The 14,513-nt window shown below is 71.6% G+C and carries 17 protein-coding genes; 6 read left to right on the top strand and 11 right to left on the bottom strand.

Features of this window, described 5'->3' with window-relative positions; translation table 11 throughout:
• The first annotated feature begins 7 nt into the window (after positions 1-7).
• Both GEV28_RS11470 and GEV28_RS11475 read left to right on the top strand, forming a co-directional pair.
• Positions 8-355, top strand: coding sequence for a hypothetical protein (locus GEV28_RS11470; RefSeq protein WP_291411484.1), 348 nt, complete (start codon positions 8-10; stop codon positions 353-355).
• Positions 356-358: 3 nt separating this feature from the next.
• Positions 359-550 carry a DUF6186 family protein gene (locus tag GEV28_RS11475; protein WP_291411486.1) on the top strand — a complete coding sequence of 64 codons (192 nt, stop codon included), beginning with the start codon at positions 359-361 and terminating at the stop codon, positions 548-550.
• Positions 551-562: 12 nt separating this feature from the next.
• On the opposite strand, the gene GEV28_RS11480 is transcribed toward GEV28_RS11475, so the two are convergent.
• The 4 genes from GEV28_RS11480 to GEV28_RS11495 all read right to left on the bottom strand — a co-directional run bounded on the left by GEV28_RS11480 (position 563) and on the right by GEV28_RS11495 (position 3,335).
• A complete protein-coding gene (locus GEV28_RS11480; RefSeq protein ID WP_291411489.1) occupies positions 563-1,342 on the bottom strand; it encodes an energy-coupling factor ABC transporter ATP-binding protein in 780 nt (259 codons plus the stop codon).
• A complete protein-coding gene (cbiQ, locus tag GEV28_RS11485; protein WP_291411491.1) occupies positions 1,330-2,094 on the bottom strand; it encodes a cobalt ECF transporter T component CbiQ in 765 nt (254 codons plus the stop codon). Before cbiQ ends, GEV28_RS11480 begins: the two co-directional genes overlap by 13 nt.
• Positions 2,095-2,238: 144 nt before the next feature.
• Positions 2,239-2,613, bottom strand: a complete 375-nt coding sequence (locus GEV28_RS11490) for a PDGLE domain-containing protein (protein WP_291411493.1) — start codon at positions 2,611-2,613, stop codon at positions 2,239-2,241.
• A complete protein-coding gene (locus GEV28_RS11495; protein WP_291411494.1) occupies positions 2,610-3,335 on the bottom strand; it encodes an energy-coupling factor ABC transporter permease in 726 nt (241 codons plus the stop codon). Before GEV28_RS11495 ends, GEV28_RS11490 begins: the two co-directional genes overlap by 4 nt.
• Positions 3,336-3,420: 85 nt before the next feature.
• Between GEV28_RS11495 and GEV28_RS11500 the strand changes: the two genes are divergently transcribed.
• Both GEV28_RS11500 and GEV28_RS11505 read left to right on the top strand, forming a co-directional pair.
• Complete coding sequence (locus GEV28_RS11500; RefSeq protein ID WP_291411496.1) at positions 3,421-4,266, top strand: AraC family transcriptional regulator; 846 nt, start codon at positions 3,421-3,423, stop codon at positions 4,264-4,266.
• Between the two features lie 10 nt (positions 4,267-4,276).
• Positions 4,277-4,657, top strand: coding sequence for a VOC family protein (locus GEV28_RS11505; RefSeq protein WP_291411498.1), 381 nt, complete (start codon positions 4,277-4,279; stop codon positions 4,655-4,657).
• A gap of 10 nt (positions 4,658-4,667) precedes the next feature.
• Here the strand turns inward: GEV28_RS11505 and GEV28_RS11510 are convergent, their stop codons facing one another.
• The 5 genes from GEV28_RS11510 to GEV28_RS11530 are packed head-to-tail and all read right to left on the bottom strand — an operon-like array spanning position 4,668 to position 10,836.
• Positions 4,668-5,819, bottom strand: a complete 1,152-nt coding sequence (locus GEV28_RS11510; RefSeq protein ID WP_291411500.1) for an acyl-CoA dehydrogenase family protein — start codon at positions 5,817-5,819, stop codon at positions 4,668-4,670.
• Positions 5,820-5,845: 26 nt separating this feature from the next.
• Positions 5,846-6,457, bottom strand: a complete 612-nt coding sequence (locus GEV28_RS11515; protein WP_291411503.1) for an ATP/GTP-binding protein — start codon at positions 6,455-6,457, stop codon at positions 5,846-5,848.
• Positions 6,438-7,070 (bottom strand): DUF742 domain-containing protein, encoded by a 633-nt coding sequence (locus GEV28_RS11520; protein WP_291411505.1) that lies wholly within the window; start codon positions 7,068-7,070, stop codon positions 6,438-6,440. Before GEV28_RS11520 ends, GEV28_RS11515 begins: the two co-directional genes overlap by 20 nt.
• Positions 7,067-7,504 (bottom strand): roadblock/LC7 domain-containing protein, encoded by a 438-nt coding sequence (locus GEV28_RS11525; protein ID WP_291411506.1) that lies wholly within the window; start codon positions 7,502-7,504, stop codon positions 7,067-7,069. Before GEV28_RS11525 ends, GEV28_RS11520 begins: the two co-directional genes overlap by 4 nt.
• Positions 7,501-10,836, bottom strand: coding sequence for a nitrate- and nitrite sensing domain-containing protein (locus tag GEV28_RS11530; RefSeq protein WP_291411508.1), 3,336 nt, complete (start codon positions 10,834-10,836; stop codon positions 7,501-7,503). The genes GEV28_RS11525 and GEV28_RS11530 overlap by 4 nt, the downstream gene beginning before the upstream one ends.
• Positions 10,837-11,746: 910 nt before the next feature.
• On the opposite strand from GEV28_RS11530, the gene GEV28_RS11535 reads away from it, so the two are divergent.
• Both GEV28_RS11535 and GEV28_RS11540 read left to right on the top strand, forming a co-directional pair.
• Positions 11,747-12,163: a DUF485 domain-containing protein gene (locus tag GEV28_RS11535; protein ID WP_291411519.1), complete on the top strand. Its 417-nt coding sequence runs from the start codon at positions 11,747-11,749 to the stop codon at positions 12,161-12,163.
• A complete protein-coding gene (locus GEV28_RS11540; protein WP_291411510.1) occupies positions 12,160-13,764 on the top strand; it encodes a cation acetate symporter in 1,605 nt (534 codons plus the stop codon). Before GEV28_RS11535 ends, GEV28_RS11540 begins: the two co-directional genes overlap by 4 nt.
• 17 nt (positions 13,765-13,781) lie before the next feature.
• Here GEV28_RS11540 and GEV28_RS11545 read toward each other — a convergent pair whose 3' ends face one another.
• Both GEV28_RS11545 and GEV28_RS11550 read right to left on the bottom strand, forming a co-directional pair.
• Positions 13,782-14,147, bottom strand: a complete 366-nt coding sequence (locus tag GEV28_RS11545) for a DUF3817 domain-containing protein (RefSeq protein ID WP_291411512.1) — start codon at positions 14,145-14,147, stop codon at positions 13,782-13,784.
• A partial coding sequence (locus GEV28_RS11550; protein WP_291411514.1) for a transcriptional regulator occupies positions 14,144-14,513 on the bottom strand: 370 nt, incomplete at its 5' end. The genes GEV28_RS11545 and GEV28_RS11550, both read right to left, overlap by 4 nt.

Here is a 14,513-nt window from a genome sequence, read left to right on the forward strand (position 1 = left end):
TGGGGGTATGCGCGCATGGCTCGTGGCGGCCGCTGCGGCCTACGCGGCCGTCGGCGCCACCTTCACCAGCCACAGCATCCCCGCGCTCGTCGCCGTGCTCATCCCGGGCGTCGCCGCGCTGGTGGCGGTCGCCGTGCTCCCCCGACCCCGCGAGGAGACCGGTCACCGGGTCGGCGCGCGGCACCGGGCGTGGCTGGTCTGGGCGGTCTGCTTCGGCGGGTGGGAGCTGACCGCGCTGTTCCTCGGCGAGCTGTCGTTCAGCCTGCTGCTCGACCCGGTGCTGGAGATCTACCCGCTGCGCCTTGCCGGCTGGGGCCTGTGGCTGTCCGCCGGCTGGCTGCTGGTCAGGAGGTGACGGATGCTCTCCTGGCTCCTCGGCGCCGGCTTCGTGGTCCTCGTCCTGGCGGGCCTGGCCGTCGAGCTCACCGCTCGCCGGGCAGCGCGCCCGACGGCCGGCGAGCTCGTGACCGTCCTCGTGGCCACCCGCACCGGCCGCATCGCCGTGGTGGTGCTCTGGGCGTGGGTCGGCTGGCACTTCCTGGCCCGATGACACCGGCGGCCGTCAGTCCAGGCGGAAACCGTAGGGCAGCTCGAGCCGGTGCGCCGCAAGGAGGTCCGCGTCGGCGAGCAGGTCGCGGGTCGGGCCGTCGGCGATCACCACGCCGTCGTCGATCAGGATGCTCCGGGGGCACAGCTGCAGCGCGTACGGCAGGTCGTGGGTCACCATCAACGTCGTGCGGCCCAGGGCCAGCAGCACCTCGGCCAGCTCGCGCCGGGCCACCGGCTCCAGGTTGGACGACGGCTCGTCGAGCACCAGGATCTCCGGGTCGCACGCCAGCACCGTGGCCAGCGCGACGCGCCTGCGCTGGCCGCCGGACAGGTGCAGCGGGGACCGGTCGATGTGCTCGAGCATCCCGACCGCGGCCAACGCCTCGTGCACCCGGGCGTCCAGGGCCGCGCCGGACAGGCCGAAGTTGGCCGGGCCGAACGCCACGTCCTCCCCCACCGTCGGCATGAACAGCTGGTCGTCGGGGTCCTGGAAGACGATGCCGACCCGGCGCCGCACCTCGTGCAGCGTCGACTTCGCCATCGGCAGGCCCGCCACCTCGATCCGCCCGGACCCGCCGGCCAGCACGCCGTTGAGGTGCAGCACCAACGTCGTCTTGCCCGCACCGTTCGGCCCGAGCACCGCCACCCGCTCCCCCGGCCCGACCCGCAGGTCCAGCCCGTACAGCGCCTGGTGGCCGTCCGGGTAGGCGAACGCCAGCCGTTCCACCAGCAGCGCGGGCGGCGCCAGCGCTGCGGCCGCCGCCTCGGGTAATGACTCGCTCACGGCAGCCATACTGCCGCCCCCAGCACGGACGCGGTCACCAGCACCGGGAGCAGTCCGGTCAGCCACACCGAGGGCGCCGCCGGCGCGCCGTGGTCGGGCATCGTGCCGGTCCAGCCGCGCGACACCATCGCCAGGTGCACCCGCTCACCGCGCTCGTAGCTGCGGACGAACAACGCGCCGATCCCCCGCGCGGTAGCGCCGACCTGCCACAGGAACCGCGGGTCGTGGCCGCGGGAGATGCGCGCGGTGCGCATCCGCCTGGCCTCGGCCACGATCACCTCGAGGTAGCGCAGCATCAGCGTCGCGATCGTGGTCAGCACCGCGGGCACACGCAGCCGCTGCATGCCGACGATCAGCTCGCGCGGCGTGGTCGTGGCCGCGAGGGTCAGCGACGCCAGCACGCCGACCGTGCCCTTCGCGAGGATGTTCCAGCCGGCGAGCGCGCCCGGCTCGGACAGGCTCAGCCCGAGGAAGGCGAACCGCGGGCCGCCACCCAGGAACGGCATCACGACCGCGATCACCACGAACGGCACCTCGATCACCGCGCGCTTGGCGAAGTGTCCGACCGGGACGGACGCGACCGCCCAGATCGCCAGCAGCAGCAGGAGGTACAGGCCGAACGCCCAGAACTCGGTGCGCGGTGTGGCCACCACGCAGATCACGCCGAGCAGTGCCGCAAGGATCTTCACCTGGGCCGGCAGCCGGTGCACCGGCGAGGTCCCCGGCCGGTGCAGCACGTGCGTGGCGTGCCCGCCGCTCACGACGCCCCCTCGCGGGCTCGGTCGAGCCGCTCGCGGTCGCCCTGTGACATTGGTTCGCTCGCAAGCTCGCTCATGACGCCCCCTCGCGGGCTCGGTGCCGCCGCTCGCGGTCGCCCTGTGACATTGACTCGCTCGCCAGCTCGCTCATGTCCGGCCGCGCTCGGTCGGCTTGTCGGATCGCTTGCGCAGCAACCAGAACAGGCCGCCGGCGACGGCCAGCGTGGCCACCACGCCGAGCACGCCCGCGACGCCGGTGAGCCGGCCGTCGCCGCCGACGGCGTAGTCCGCGAGCGGGCTGCCCGACATGTCGTGCTCGCCGGCGTTCCGCGCGATGCAGTCCCCGCGCAGCTCCTCGCCCTGCGAAGTCTCGACCACCTCGCAGCCCTCGAGGGTGGCGGAGTCCAGTCCGTCCGGGTCGGAGTCGGCGAAGTAGGACAGCGCGCCCGCGATCACCAGCGCCGCGAGTGCGAACCCGGCGAAGAAGAGCCAGCTCCGGCCGCGCTTGGTCCCGGTCGTCATGACGCCGTCCCCTGGGTGGTCGTGCGCACCGGCGCGTCCCGCAGCTCGAGCGGGCGCGCGGTGCCGCGCAGCAGGTACACGAGGTCGGGCCGGGCGGCGGCGACCGCGGTGACGGTCAGCGCGGTGATCACGCCCTCGCCGGTGCCGATGAGGACGTGCAGGCCGATCATCGTGCCGGCCACGCCGCCGAGCGAGAACGCCGCGTCGCCGCCGATCGCGAACTCGAGCACGAACCCGAGCGAGGCGATGACGGTGTTGCACAGGGCGGCGACGAACGCGACCGCGGCGAGGCCCGCCCGGCCGCGGGTGGCGAACCGGCGCAGCAGCAACGCGATGCCGAAGCCGGCGGCGGTGCCGATGAGCGCCATGTTGGTGATGTTGGCGCCGAGCGCGGTGAGCCCGCCGTCGGCGAACACGAGTGCCTGCACGACGAGCACGATGCTCACGCACAGCGCGCCGACCCAGGGGCCGACGAGGATGGCTGCCAACGCGCCACCGAGCAGATGACCGCTCGCCCCCGGCAGGATCGGGAAGTTGATCATCTGGGTGGCGAAGACGAAGGCCGCGACGAGACCGGCCATCGGCGCGGTCCGGTCGTCGAGGTCGCGACGGGCGCAGACCAGGGCGACCGCTATGCCGATCACCGCGACGCCACCGAAGATCACCGAGGTGGGCGCGTTGATCAGGCCATCGCTCATGTGCATGGCTACTGAGTCGGACACGAGTCTCACACTAGTTTCCTTCGGAGCCCTATCGCCAGAGGATTGCAACAAACTCCTGGTTGCGACGACGCCTACGATCAGGCGCGTGAGCACGGCGGTCCCCACCCTGACCTACGCCGAGCGCCGGCCGAGCGAGCCGGTGCGGACGCTGCTGACCAGGGACTACCTCGGCTTCGCCCAACCGCCCGGCACCAGCGACCGGTGGCTCGCCACGCCGACCCCCACGGCGACCGTGATCGTCAACACGGGCGGCGCGTTCGGCGGCTACCCCCGCGCGTTCGCCACCGGGCTCACCGACACCCACGACGTGATCGAGCAGGTCGGCGCGATCGAGTGCGTCGACCTCAAGCTCACGCCGCTGGGTGCCTACACGCTGCTCGGCGTTCCGATGGACGAGCTGACCGGCCGGGTCGTCGACCTCGCCGACGTGCTCGGCCCGGCCGGGCACCGGTTGACCGAGCGGCTGGCGAACACCGCCGGGTGGGACGCGCGCTTCGCGGTGCTCGACGAGTTCCTGCTGCGCCGCGCCGAGGAGGGCCCGACGCCGGCACGCGAGGTCGCCTGGGCCTGGCGTCGGCTGGTCGAGTCCTGCGGAGTGCTGTCGATCGGCGAGCTGGCGCACGAGGTCGGCTGGAGCCGCCGGCACCTGGTGACCCGGTTCCGCCAGCAGGTCGGGCTGCCACCGAAGACCGTCGCCCGGATCGTCCGGTTCGACGGGCTGCTGCGCCGGGTGGGTACCGCGGGCCGTGCGGCGTGGTCGCGGATCGCGACCGAGTGCGGGTACTACGACCAGGCGCACATGAACCGGGACTTCCGCGAGTTCGCCGGCACGACGCCGACGGCGTTCCTGGCGCGGCTGCCGGAGCGGATGGCGGAGCGGATGGCGGCGGAGGTCACATCCGTCCAATACACCTGGGTGCCGGCCGGATAGCGTCGGCCGCATGATCATTCCAGCGGTGCGTTACGACGATCCGGACAAGGCGGTGGCCTGGCTCGTCGAGGCGTTCGGCCTCACCGAGCACACCGTCTACCGCGACGAGCAGGGCAAGGTCGGCCACGCGGAGCTCCGCGCCGGCGACGACACGGTCATGGTCAGCGGCCCGCGCGACCCCGGCTGGCTGGGCGGCGCCGCGGCGAACCCGCTGGCGTCCCCGATCAGCGTCTACGTCGTGGTCGACGACCCGCGGTCCCACTTCGACCGCGCGAAGGCCGCGGGCGCCGCGATCGTCCGCGACCTGGAGCACATGGACTACGGCTCACACGAGTACTCGGCCCGCGACCTCGAAGGCAACCTCTGGTCCTTCGGCACCTACCGCCCCTGACCCCGCGGGGTCAGACGAAGGCGTTCAGGCCGGTCAGGGACCTGCCGATCAGGAGCTTCTGGACCTGGCTCGTGCCCTCGTACAGGGTCATGACCCGCGCGTCCCGCAGGATCTTGGCCACCGGGTACTCGTCGAGGTATCCGTAGCCGCCGTAGACCTGGATGGCGAGGTTGGCCGCGGCGACCGCGTTCTCGCTCGCGTGCAGCTTCGCCATCGAGGCCTCCGTCCGGAACGGCAGGCCGCGGTCGATCAGGTCCGCCACCCGCCACACCAGCAACCTGGCCGCGTCGGTGCCGACCGCCATGTCGGCCAGCATCTGCTGCACCAGCTGGAAGCCCGCGATCGGCTTGCCGAACTGGTGGCGCTCCCCCGCGTACCGGGTCGAGGCCTCCAAGGCGGCTCGCGCGAGACCGACGCAGCCCGCGGCCACCGACATGCGGCCCTTGTCCAGCGCGGCCATCGCGACCTTGAAGCCCTGGCCCGCCGCGCCGAGCACGGCCGAGGCGGGAACGCGGACGTCGGAGATGATCAGCTCGCCCGTCGACTGGCCGCGCAGACCGAGCTTGCCCTTGATCTCACGGTGCTCGAAACCCGGCGACGAGGTCGGCACGAGGAACGCCGTGACGCCACGCGGGCCCGGCTCGCCGGTGCGCGCGAACACCAGCGCCAGGTCCGCCCACGTCCCGTTGGTGATGAACATCTTCGAGCCGGACAGCACCCAGTCCGAACCGTCCCGGACGGCCTTGGTCGACAGGTTGCCCGCGTCGGAACCGGTGTCGGGTTCGGTGAGGCCGAAGCAGGCCAGCGACTCGCCGGAGCACAGCCCGGGCAACCACGAGGACCGCTGGTCGGGCGTGCCGAAGGACAGGATCGTCTTGCCGACCAGCCCCAGCGACACCGACACGATGCCGCGGATGGCCGAGTCGCCGCGGCCGATCTCCTCCATCATCAGGCAGTACGCGAGGTGGTCGCCGCCCGACCCGCCGTACTCCTCGGGCACCGTCAGCCCGAGGAACCCGACCTCGCCCAGCTTCCCGACGATCGACCGGTCGACCTGCTCGGCCCGGTCCCAGTCACGGACGTTCGGCACGACCTCGCGGTCGACGAAGTCGCGCGCGAGGTCGCGCAGCGCCGCCTGCTCTTCGCTGAGGGACAGATCCATGCCGGCGACCATACCTAAGCGGACGCTTAGCCGACACCCGCTCCGTGCACGGCGACCCACCGGTCCATCGAGTACTGCACCATGGTGATCAGCGTTTCCTTGACCGACTCGCGGTCCCGCGCGTCGCACGACACGATCGGCACGTGCTCGGAGATGGCGAGCGCGTCGCGGACCTCCTCGATGCCGTGGCTCTGCTGACCGTCGAAGCAGTTGAGGCCGATCACGTAGGGCAGCCCGCGGTCCTCGAAGAAGTCGATCGGCGAGAACGAGTCGGCGAGCCGCCTGGTGTCGGTGAGCACGACCGCGCCGATCGCGCCGCGGACCAGGTCGTCCCACATGAACCAGAACCGCTCCTGGCCCGGCGTGCCGAACAGGTACAGCACCAGGTCGGAGTCCAGTGACACGCGGCCGAAGTCCATCGCCACGGTGGTGGTGGACTTGGTCGGCGTCGCGTCGAGGTTGTCGATGTCCGCACTCGCCTCGGTCATCACCGCCTCGGTGGTGAGCGGCGTGATCTCGGAGACCGAGCCGACGAACGTGGTCTTGCCCGCGCCGAATCCGCCCCCGACGACGATCTTCACCGATGTCATCGAGGGGACCGGCGTCTCGCCAGAGGCCCTAAAGCCGACGGAGTCCACTCAAAACCCTTTCCATCAACATGAGGTGTGCCTTGTTGGCCCCACCGGTAGCCGTCTTGTGCACGATGACGAGGCCGAGGCCGGCCATGTCGCCCAGCAGCACCTTGGCCACGCCGAGTGGCACGTGCAGCAGGGTGGCCACCTCGGCGACCGATCGTGGTTCGGCGCACAGCTCCGCCACGGAGCGGTGCTCGGTATGGGTCAAGGCCCCGATGTCCTCACCGAGCTCACTGGTGGTGACGAGGGCCTCGATCCGCATGTCCATCGCGGACTTCGTGCGGCCGCGCGTCCACGCGTACGGGCGCACGATCGCCGCGTCCGCCGCGTCGGCGAGGTCCGCCTCCACGGTGTCCAGCTGCCACTCCGGCCGGGCGGGCCGGGGTTGCGGGTAGGGCCAGTCGATCCGCTTGACGATCTCGTGGCTCGCTATCGGTGCCGTGTGGACGTCCGGTGTGGACGGTGCCGGCTCCGGCGGCGGGAGGTCCGCCTTGTTCTTGCGTCTGCGCCGGCCGCCGCCGAGCGTGAAACCGTTGAACACGTCGGCGAACGTCTGCTCCGGCCCTGGGTCGGGCTCGGCAGGCGGCCTGCCGAGGTAGTCGGGTCCGGGGTTCACGCCGGCTGCCCAACCATCCTCCCGCTGGCGCCCTGGAGCTGGGCCCGAAGCTCAGGGGTGAGGATCTGACCGACGCGGTCGACCAGCAGCGTCATCTCGTACGCCACCTGGCCGATGTCACAGACCGGCGCGGCGAGCACGGCCAGGGAGGACCCGTCGCTGATGGCCATCAGCAACATGATGCCGCCCTGCATCTCGACGATCGTCTCCTTGACGCCGCCTGCCTCGAAGCACCGGGCGGCGCCCTGGGTGAGGCTGACGAGACCGGAGGCGACCGCCGCCAGCTGGTCGGCACGGTCCAGCGGCAGCCTGGCCGACGCGGTGAGCAGGAGGCCGTCGGCGGACACCACGACGGCGTGCGCCACTCCGGTGACCCGCTCGGCGAAGTCGTTGACCAACCACCCGAACTGACTGGGTTGGGAGTGCGGGTTCATTCACTCTCCTGTTGCTTGTTCTCTGGAAAACCGTTTCCTGTCCCGCGCTCGGCGAGGCTGCGCCGGCCACGGGACAGTCCCTTCTGGAAGCTGCCGAGCCGGCCGCGCATCTCCTCGGCGCGGTCCATCCGCAGCGGGCCACCGCCGGACGGCGCCACGCTGCCCGGCATCAGGTGCTCCCCGGCACTGCGCCGGGGCAGCCCGCCGGAGGTGAAGTCCACCGGTGTGGACGTCGACACGGAGTTGGCCGCGCGCCAGCCGACGTCGGCGGCGAACCGCCAGCCGGCACCGCTGAGGTCGAGCCGGCCGGGGTCGGCGTCCCTGCGCGGCTCGTCCTGGCGGTGGTCGCGGGCCCGCTGGACGCCGTGCCGGTAGTTGCTCAGCCGGTCCCGCATGTCCTCGGCGGCTCGACCGTGCCGGGGCGCGGCCGAGGCCGGGTCGCCGGCGCTGCCGGGCACGAGGTTCTGCCCGGCACTGCGGCGGGGCAGCCCGTTGTCGGTGTAGGCGGCCGGCGCGGCCCGCGACACCGCGCGAGCGGCGTCGAACCCGGAGTCCGCGGCGAACCGCCACTGGTCGTCCTGGCGGCGCCGGGGCTCGGGCCGCGGCTCGGGCGGGCGCGGGGGCCGACCGGCCGGCCGCGGGGGGGCCGGCCGGTCGGTCACCGTGCGGAACCACGCGGACACCATCTCGTCGAAGATGGGCGTGGTCTCCTCGATCGCGGCCCGGTCCACCGGGCGGCCCGGGCCGCGGGGGGTCCACCAGCCGCCGTCGCGGTCGTCTCGACCGGCGGGGGTGAACAGGCCGTCCGCGGGTGAAACCTCGCGGTCCGGCGGGGTGAACGGGGCGCGCGGGCGGGTGATGCCGGGCGGGCCGGGCGGACCGGCCGGTCCGTTCGGGACCGCGGGACCGGGCATCCGGGTGCCCGGCGAGCGCCGCGGCAGCGCACCCCGTTCGTCGTCCTTCTCGTTCTTCGGCGTCGCCGACTCGGCGGGTTCGGCGGGCTCGGCCTGTTCCGCCGGCGTCAGGTCCGGTGTGGACTCGACCGGAGCCGGTTCGGGAGCCGGGGCCGGCGGCCGGGGCTCCTCCACGCCGCCAACTTCGCCGCCCACGTCGCCGCCGAGCCTGCGGGTGATGTCCGTGCCGTTGACCGGCCGGGCGCGGCGCGGCAGCGGCGACGGCCTGGCGTCTCCCGAGCCCTGCGCGGAGCCGTTGGAACCGTTGGTGCCGTTGGTGGATCCGTTGGTCGTGCCGTTGACGGCGCCGTTGGTCCTGCCGTTGGTGTGCCCGTTGACCGGCGTCCCGTTGGGCGCGAACGGCACCAGGCCGCTCGACGGAGTGGCCGGGGCCACCGCGCGGGTGGTCGCGGTGGGCGGGTCGGCACTGGGCGCGGAGACCAGCTCGGCCGGCACGGTGACGGTGGCGCGCACGCCGGGGACGTCGTGACCGCCGCCCAGCCGGACCTCGATGCCGTGCCGCCCGGCGAGCCGGCCGATCACGAACAGGCCCATCCGGCGCGAGGTGGACACGTCGATCGCGCCGGAGTCGGCGAGCTTGCCGTTGGCCTCGTCGAGCTCGGCCTGGCTCATCCCGATGCCCTCGTCGAGCACCGCGATGCACAGCGAGGCGTCCTCGAACGAGTGGCTGGCGATCGTCACCTGGGTGTCCGGCGCGGAGAACGCGGTCGCGTTGTCGAGCAGCTCGGCGGTGAGCCGGACGAGGTCGCCGACCGCGTAGCCGACGATCTGCACGGACGGCGGCGGCAGCATGACGACCCGTTGGTACTGCTCGATCTCCGAGACCCCGGCGCTCAGCAGGTCGGCGAGGCTCGCCGGGCGCTGGTTGCGCCGCCCGACGTCGCTGCCGGAGAGCACCATCAGGTTCTCGTTGTTGCGCCGCATCCGGGTGGCGAGGTGGTCGAGCTGGAAGAGCGTCGCCAGCTGGTCCGCGTCCTCCTCGTCGCGCTCCAGCCGTTCCAGCAGCTGAAGCTGCCGCTGGACGAGGCCCTGGCTGCGGCGGGACAGGTTGACGAACACGCTCGAGTACTTCGCCCGCAGGCCGGCCTGCTCGGTGGCCAGCCGCAGCGCCTGCTGCTGCACCGCGTCGAACGCGCGGGCCACCTGGCCGACCTCGTCCATCGAGGTGACCGGCACCGGCTCGACGGCGATCGGGTCGGCGTCGCCGGCTTGGTCGCCACGGTCGCGAATCCGCGCGACCGCGTCCGGTAGCCGGCGCTCGGCCACATCGAGGGCGCTGCGGCGCAGCGCGGACAGTGAGCCCAGCAGGTGCCGGCCCACCACGAACATCACCGCGATCGCGACCACCAGGGCGACCAGAAGGATCACCGCGGCGAGCCCGGCACCGTCGCTCGCCTCGTCCTGCAGGGCCGCCGAGCGGGTGCGCAGCTGCTCGCCCAGCACAGTGGCGACCTCGCCGATCCGGCCCGTGGTGAGCGCGGAGACGTCGTTCCAGTCCTGGGCGGTGGTCGGGATGTCGGTGCCCGGCCGGGTCGCGAGCACCACGCCGACGATGTTGTTGCGGCTCGCCACCCCGGTACCGCTCACGCTCGCGTCGTACTCGCGGCCGCGGTCGTCGCCGGCGACCGCGTAGAAGTCGGTGGTGCTGTCGGCGAGCCTGCCGGCCGAGGTGCGCAGGGCGTCGAGGTCGGGGCCGACCAGGCCGCCGCGCACGATGCCCGCGCCGATCAGCGCGTGCTGGAAGGCGACCTGCTCGCGGATGACCTCGAGCTCGTAGAGGGCGGAGGACGTCGCCGCCAGCCTCGGGTCGATCGACTCGGTGGACAGGGTGCGGTCGAACCGCAGCAGCGCGTCGACGACGTCGGTGTAGCGGCCCAGCGCGGTCGAGGCGTCGATCAGCGAGCCGGTGACCTGCTTGCGGATGACGGGCAGCTCGCCGAGCCAGCGGCGCACCTCACCGTAGCTGGCATGGGTGATCTGCTCGTCCAGGGTGACCCGCTGGGCGGCCCGGGTGAAGCCGTCCCGGGCGCGGTCGGTGGCGCGCTGCTCGGGCGCGAGCTCGGGGGCGACGTCGGTGGCCCGCGCGGCGAGCAGCACGACGCCGTCGGCGCGTTCCTTCTGCAGGGCGACGACGAGCTTGCGGAGCTCTTCGTTCACCTTCACCAGCCGGTCGACCCGGCGGTAGGAGGCCGCCTGGTCGACCTGGTCGGCGATCTGCATCGCGCCGAGCACGATCGCGAAGATGACCGGCACCAGGGTGACGGCGGCGAGCTTGACCGGCAGGTTCCAGTCCCGCCAGTTGGCCAGCACACTCCACAGCGCCGCCGCGCGTGAAGCAGGCTCGTCAGTCCGTGTCACGTTGTCTGTCAAGACAGCGCCTCATTTCAGAATGAGGAATGGTGAATTCGACTCGAGCGCACCGATGAATGGCGCGGCCGCGGTCGACGGCAAATGTCGACGCGACTTGCGGACAAACGCAGGGTGGCGCACTCAATTCGATCGCAGTACTCGCTCCTTCCTCGTGCCGCGTCGCACCCCTAACGCGCCGCGACGGCGAGAACTGAGGAACGATCGTACCTCAACCACCCGATATCGAAATGCCACCGACAAAGGCGCGCTGACCTGCACGGACGGTCCGGAAAGCGATCAAATAAGGCTCGCCTGACCCGCGGCGCACCGCAGTTGATCATGGCCGTTCTACTTTCCGTCTTGACCTTGACGCCTTGATGCCCCGATCGGGTAATGCTGGTTCTCGCGGCAGCGTGACAGCGTCACGACCGATCAAGATCACGACCCGCCACCTACCCGCCGTTCGGCGGCCGCGACCTGCGTCAGGCCTCCCAACTGCGGAAAGTGTCCGTCCCGGGCCGCTCGCGGAACCGCTTGCCGACCTGCTAAGACCGGCCTCGATGGGCTGATGAGACCGGCCGGTCGCCCGCCCGGGGACCACGATCGGTGACGGCGAACCTGCTGGGTGCAACTTTCGCAACGCAACGTCACACCACAGTTCACCGTTAAGTGTGAATGTCGGAACAACGTTCCCACGCTAGCGTCGAGGCCGACTACTCCTGCGGTTTGACGAAACACCGGACAGCCGTCGTATAGTCCCGTTCCGGCGTCCCCGGGGCGGTGGTCCGAGCGGCGTCCCCCGATCGGTCCGCATTAGGTGTTCACCCGACTCGCAGTTACCATGGCGCCCGCCAAGACCCCGCCGGCCGTCTCCATTGTGAAATTAGGCGAACCGCGCCTATGTTCAGCGGAGGAACAAATGACCCAGGTGGTTCACTCCCCGATTGCCTCGCGTGCTCCGGCACCGCCGGGTGCCCCCTTCGGCGGAATCACCGGACAGCCGAGCCCGGCCCCCGCGCCGGCCGGCCCACCGGACTTCGTGGCCATCCAGAACAGCCCCGAGTTCGCCGCCCTGCGGCGCCGTTTCCGGCGTTTCGTCTTTCCCATGAGTGCGCTGTTCTTCCTCTGGTACCTCACCTACGTGCTGCTCGCCGCCTACGCGCGGGGGTTCATGAGCCACCGGCTCATCGGCTCGGTCAACGTGGGCCTGGTGCTGGGGCTGCTCCAGTTCGTCTCGACCATCGCCATCACCGTCGGCTACGTGCGGTTCGCGCGGACCAAGATCGATCCGCAGGTCGCCGCGATCCGGACCGACGCGGGAGTTGCCGAGGAATGAGCCACCGGACCACGCTCGCCGCCGACGCGACCGACTCGCTCGGCAGCCCGCCGCTCAACATGACCGTGTTCGCCGCGTTCGTCGCGATCACGCTGTACGTCGTCTACCGGATGAGCCACCGCAACACCTCGACATCGGACTACTACGCCGCGGGCAGCGCGTTCACCGGGTCGCAGAACGGCATCGCGATCACCGGCGACTACCTGTCCGCCGCGTCGTTCCTCGGCATCGCCGGCGCCATCGCGGTACACGGCTACGACGGCTTCCTCTACTCCATCGGCTTCCTCGTCGCGTGGCTCGTCGCGCTGCTGCTGGTCGCCGAGCTCGTCCGCAACACCGGCCGGTTCACCATGGGCGACGTGCTGGCCTACCGGATGCGCCAGCGCCCGGTGCGTGCCGCGGCCGCGACGTCCACGCTGGTGATCTCGTTCTTCTACATGCTCGCCCAGATGGCCGGCGCGGGCGGTCTGGTCGCGCTGCTGCTGAACGTGCACGGCAAGGGCGGGCAGGCGCTGGTGATCACCGTCGTCGGCCTGATCATGATCTTCTACGTGCTGGTCGGCGGCATGAAGGGCACCACCTGGGTGCAGATCATCAAGGCGTCCATCCTCGTGCTGTGCGTCGTGCTGATGACCGTGTTCCTGCTCGGCAAGTTCGGGTTCAGCGTCTCCGCGCTCCTCGACGACGCGGCGGCCAACAACGCCAAGGGCCAGGCGGTGCTCGAGCCGGGCGCGCAGTACGGCACGTCCGCGGTCAGCCAGCTCGACTTCATCTCGCTGTCGCTCGCGCTGATCCTGGGCGCGGCCGGCCTGCCGCACGTGCTGATGCGCTTCTACACGGTGCCGAACGCGATCCAGGCACGCCGATCGGTGGTCTGGGCGGTGGGCACGATGGCGGTGTTCTACCTGGCGACATTCGTGATCGGCTACGGCGCGTCGGCGCTGGTCGGCTCGGACACGATCCTCGCGTCGACCGGCAAGGAGAACTCGGCGGCGCCGCTGCTGGCGTTCGAGATCGGCGGCACGCTCCTGCTGGGCATCGTGGCCGCGGTGGCGTTCGCGACGATCCTCGCGGTGGTGGCCGGGCTGACGATCACCGCGTCGGCGTCGTTCGCGCACGACGTGTACGCCAACATCTTCCGCGGCGGCAAGGCCGAGCCCGCGTCGGAGGTCCGGGTCGCCCGGCTCACCGCGGTGGTGGTCGGGGTGCTCGCGATGATCGGCGGCATCCTGGCGAACGGGCAGAACGTGGCCTTCCTGGTGGCGCTCGCGTTCGCGTTCGCCGCGTCGGCCAACCTGTCGACGCTGCTCTACTCGCTGTTCTGGAAGAGGTTCAACACCCAGGGCACGCTGTGGGGCATGTACGGCGGGCTCGGCTCGTGCCTGCTGCTGGTGTTCTTCTCACCGGTGGTGTCGGGCGCGCCGACGTCGATCTTCTCCGGCGTCGACTTCCACCTGTTCCCGCTGACGAACCCGGGCATCGTGTCGATCCCGATCTCGTTCCTGGCGGGCTACCTCGGCTCCATGCTCAGCAAGGAGCCGGCCGACCGGGGCAAGCAGGCGGAGATGGAGGTCCGCTCGCTGACCGGCATCGGCACCTGAACGGCCGGGTGACCGTCTTAGATCGCGATGCCCCCGCGGACCTTGGCGGTCACCCGGCGCTCTTCGACGAAGGCGAGCACGGGGACGACGCCCGCGAGCATGACCAGGACGGCGCCCTTCATCGACCAGCGAGCCTTGAGCGCGAGGTCGACGACGGCCAGCAGGTAGACGACGTAGAGGAAGCCGTGCACCGGCCCGACGACGGCGGTGAACTGGTCCTGGTCGAACACGTACTCCATGATCATCGAGAGGCAGAGCACGAGCAGCCCGACACCGACGACGTATGCCATGACCCGGTAGCGCGCGAGCGCCCCGCGGACGCCGGCCGCGCCGGTGGCCTGGGCCGGGTTCTCCTCGTCGGCCGTCACCGGCGACTCGCTCATCGTGTCTCCTGATCCATGGCGTTGAGCTGGGCGAGGTATCGGTTGTACGCGGCCAGCTCGGGGTCGTCCTCATCCTGCCGCGTGGGCCGCGGCCGGGCCGGGGCGGGCTCGGCGAACGCCGACATCGTGGCCAGCGGGGTCGCGGCCAGCGGGGTCGCGGTCCGCGGGGTCGTGGCCAGCGGGGTCGCGGTCCGCGGGGTCGTGGCCAGCGGGGTCGCGGTCCGCGGCTGGTCCGCCGGGGTCGCGACGTCCGCGCGCTGCTGGGCACGCAGCTTGCGCAGGCGCCAGAACATGAAGGCGGGGAACACGCCGAAGAGCGGCCACTGCAGCACGTAGCCGAGGTTCTGCCAGCTCCCGGTGGCCGAC

It is taken from the genome of Actinophytocola sp., from assembly GCF_009379765.1.
Classification (GTDB): Bacteria; Actinomycetota; Actinomycetes; order Mycobacteriales; family Pseudonocardiaceae; genus Actinophytocola.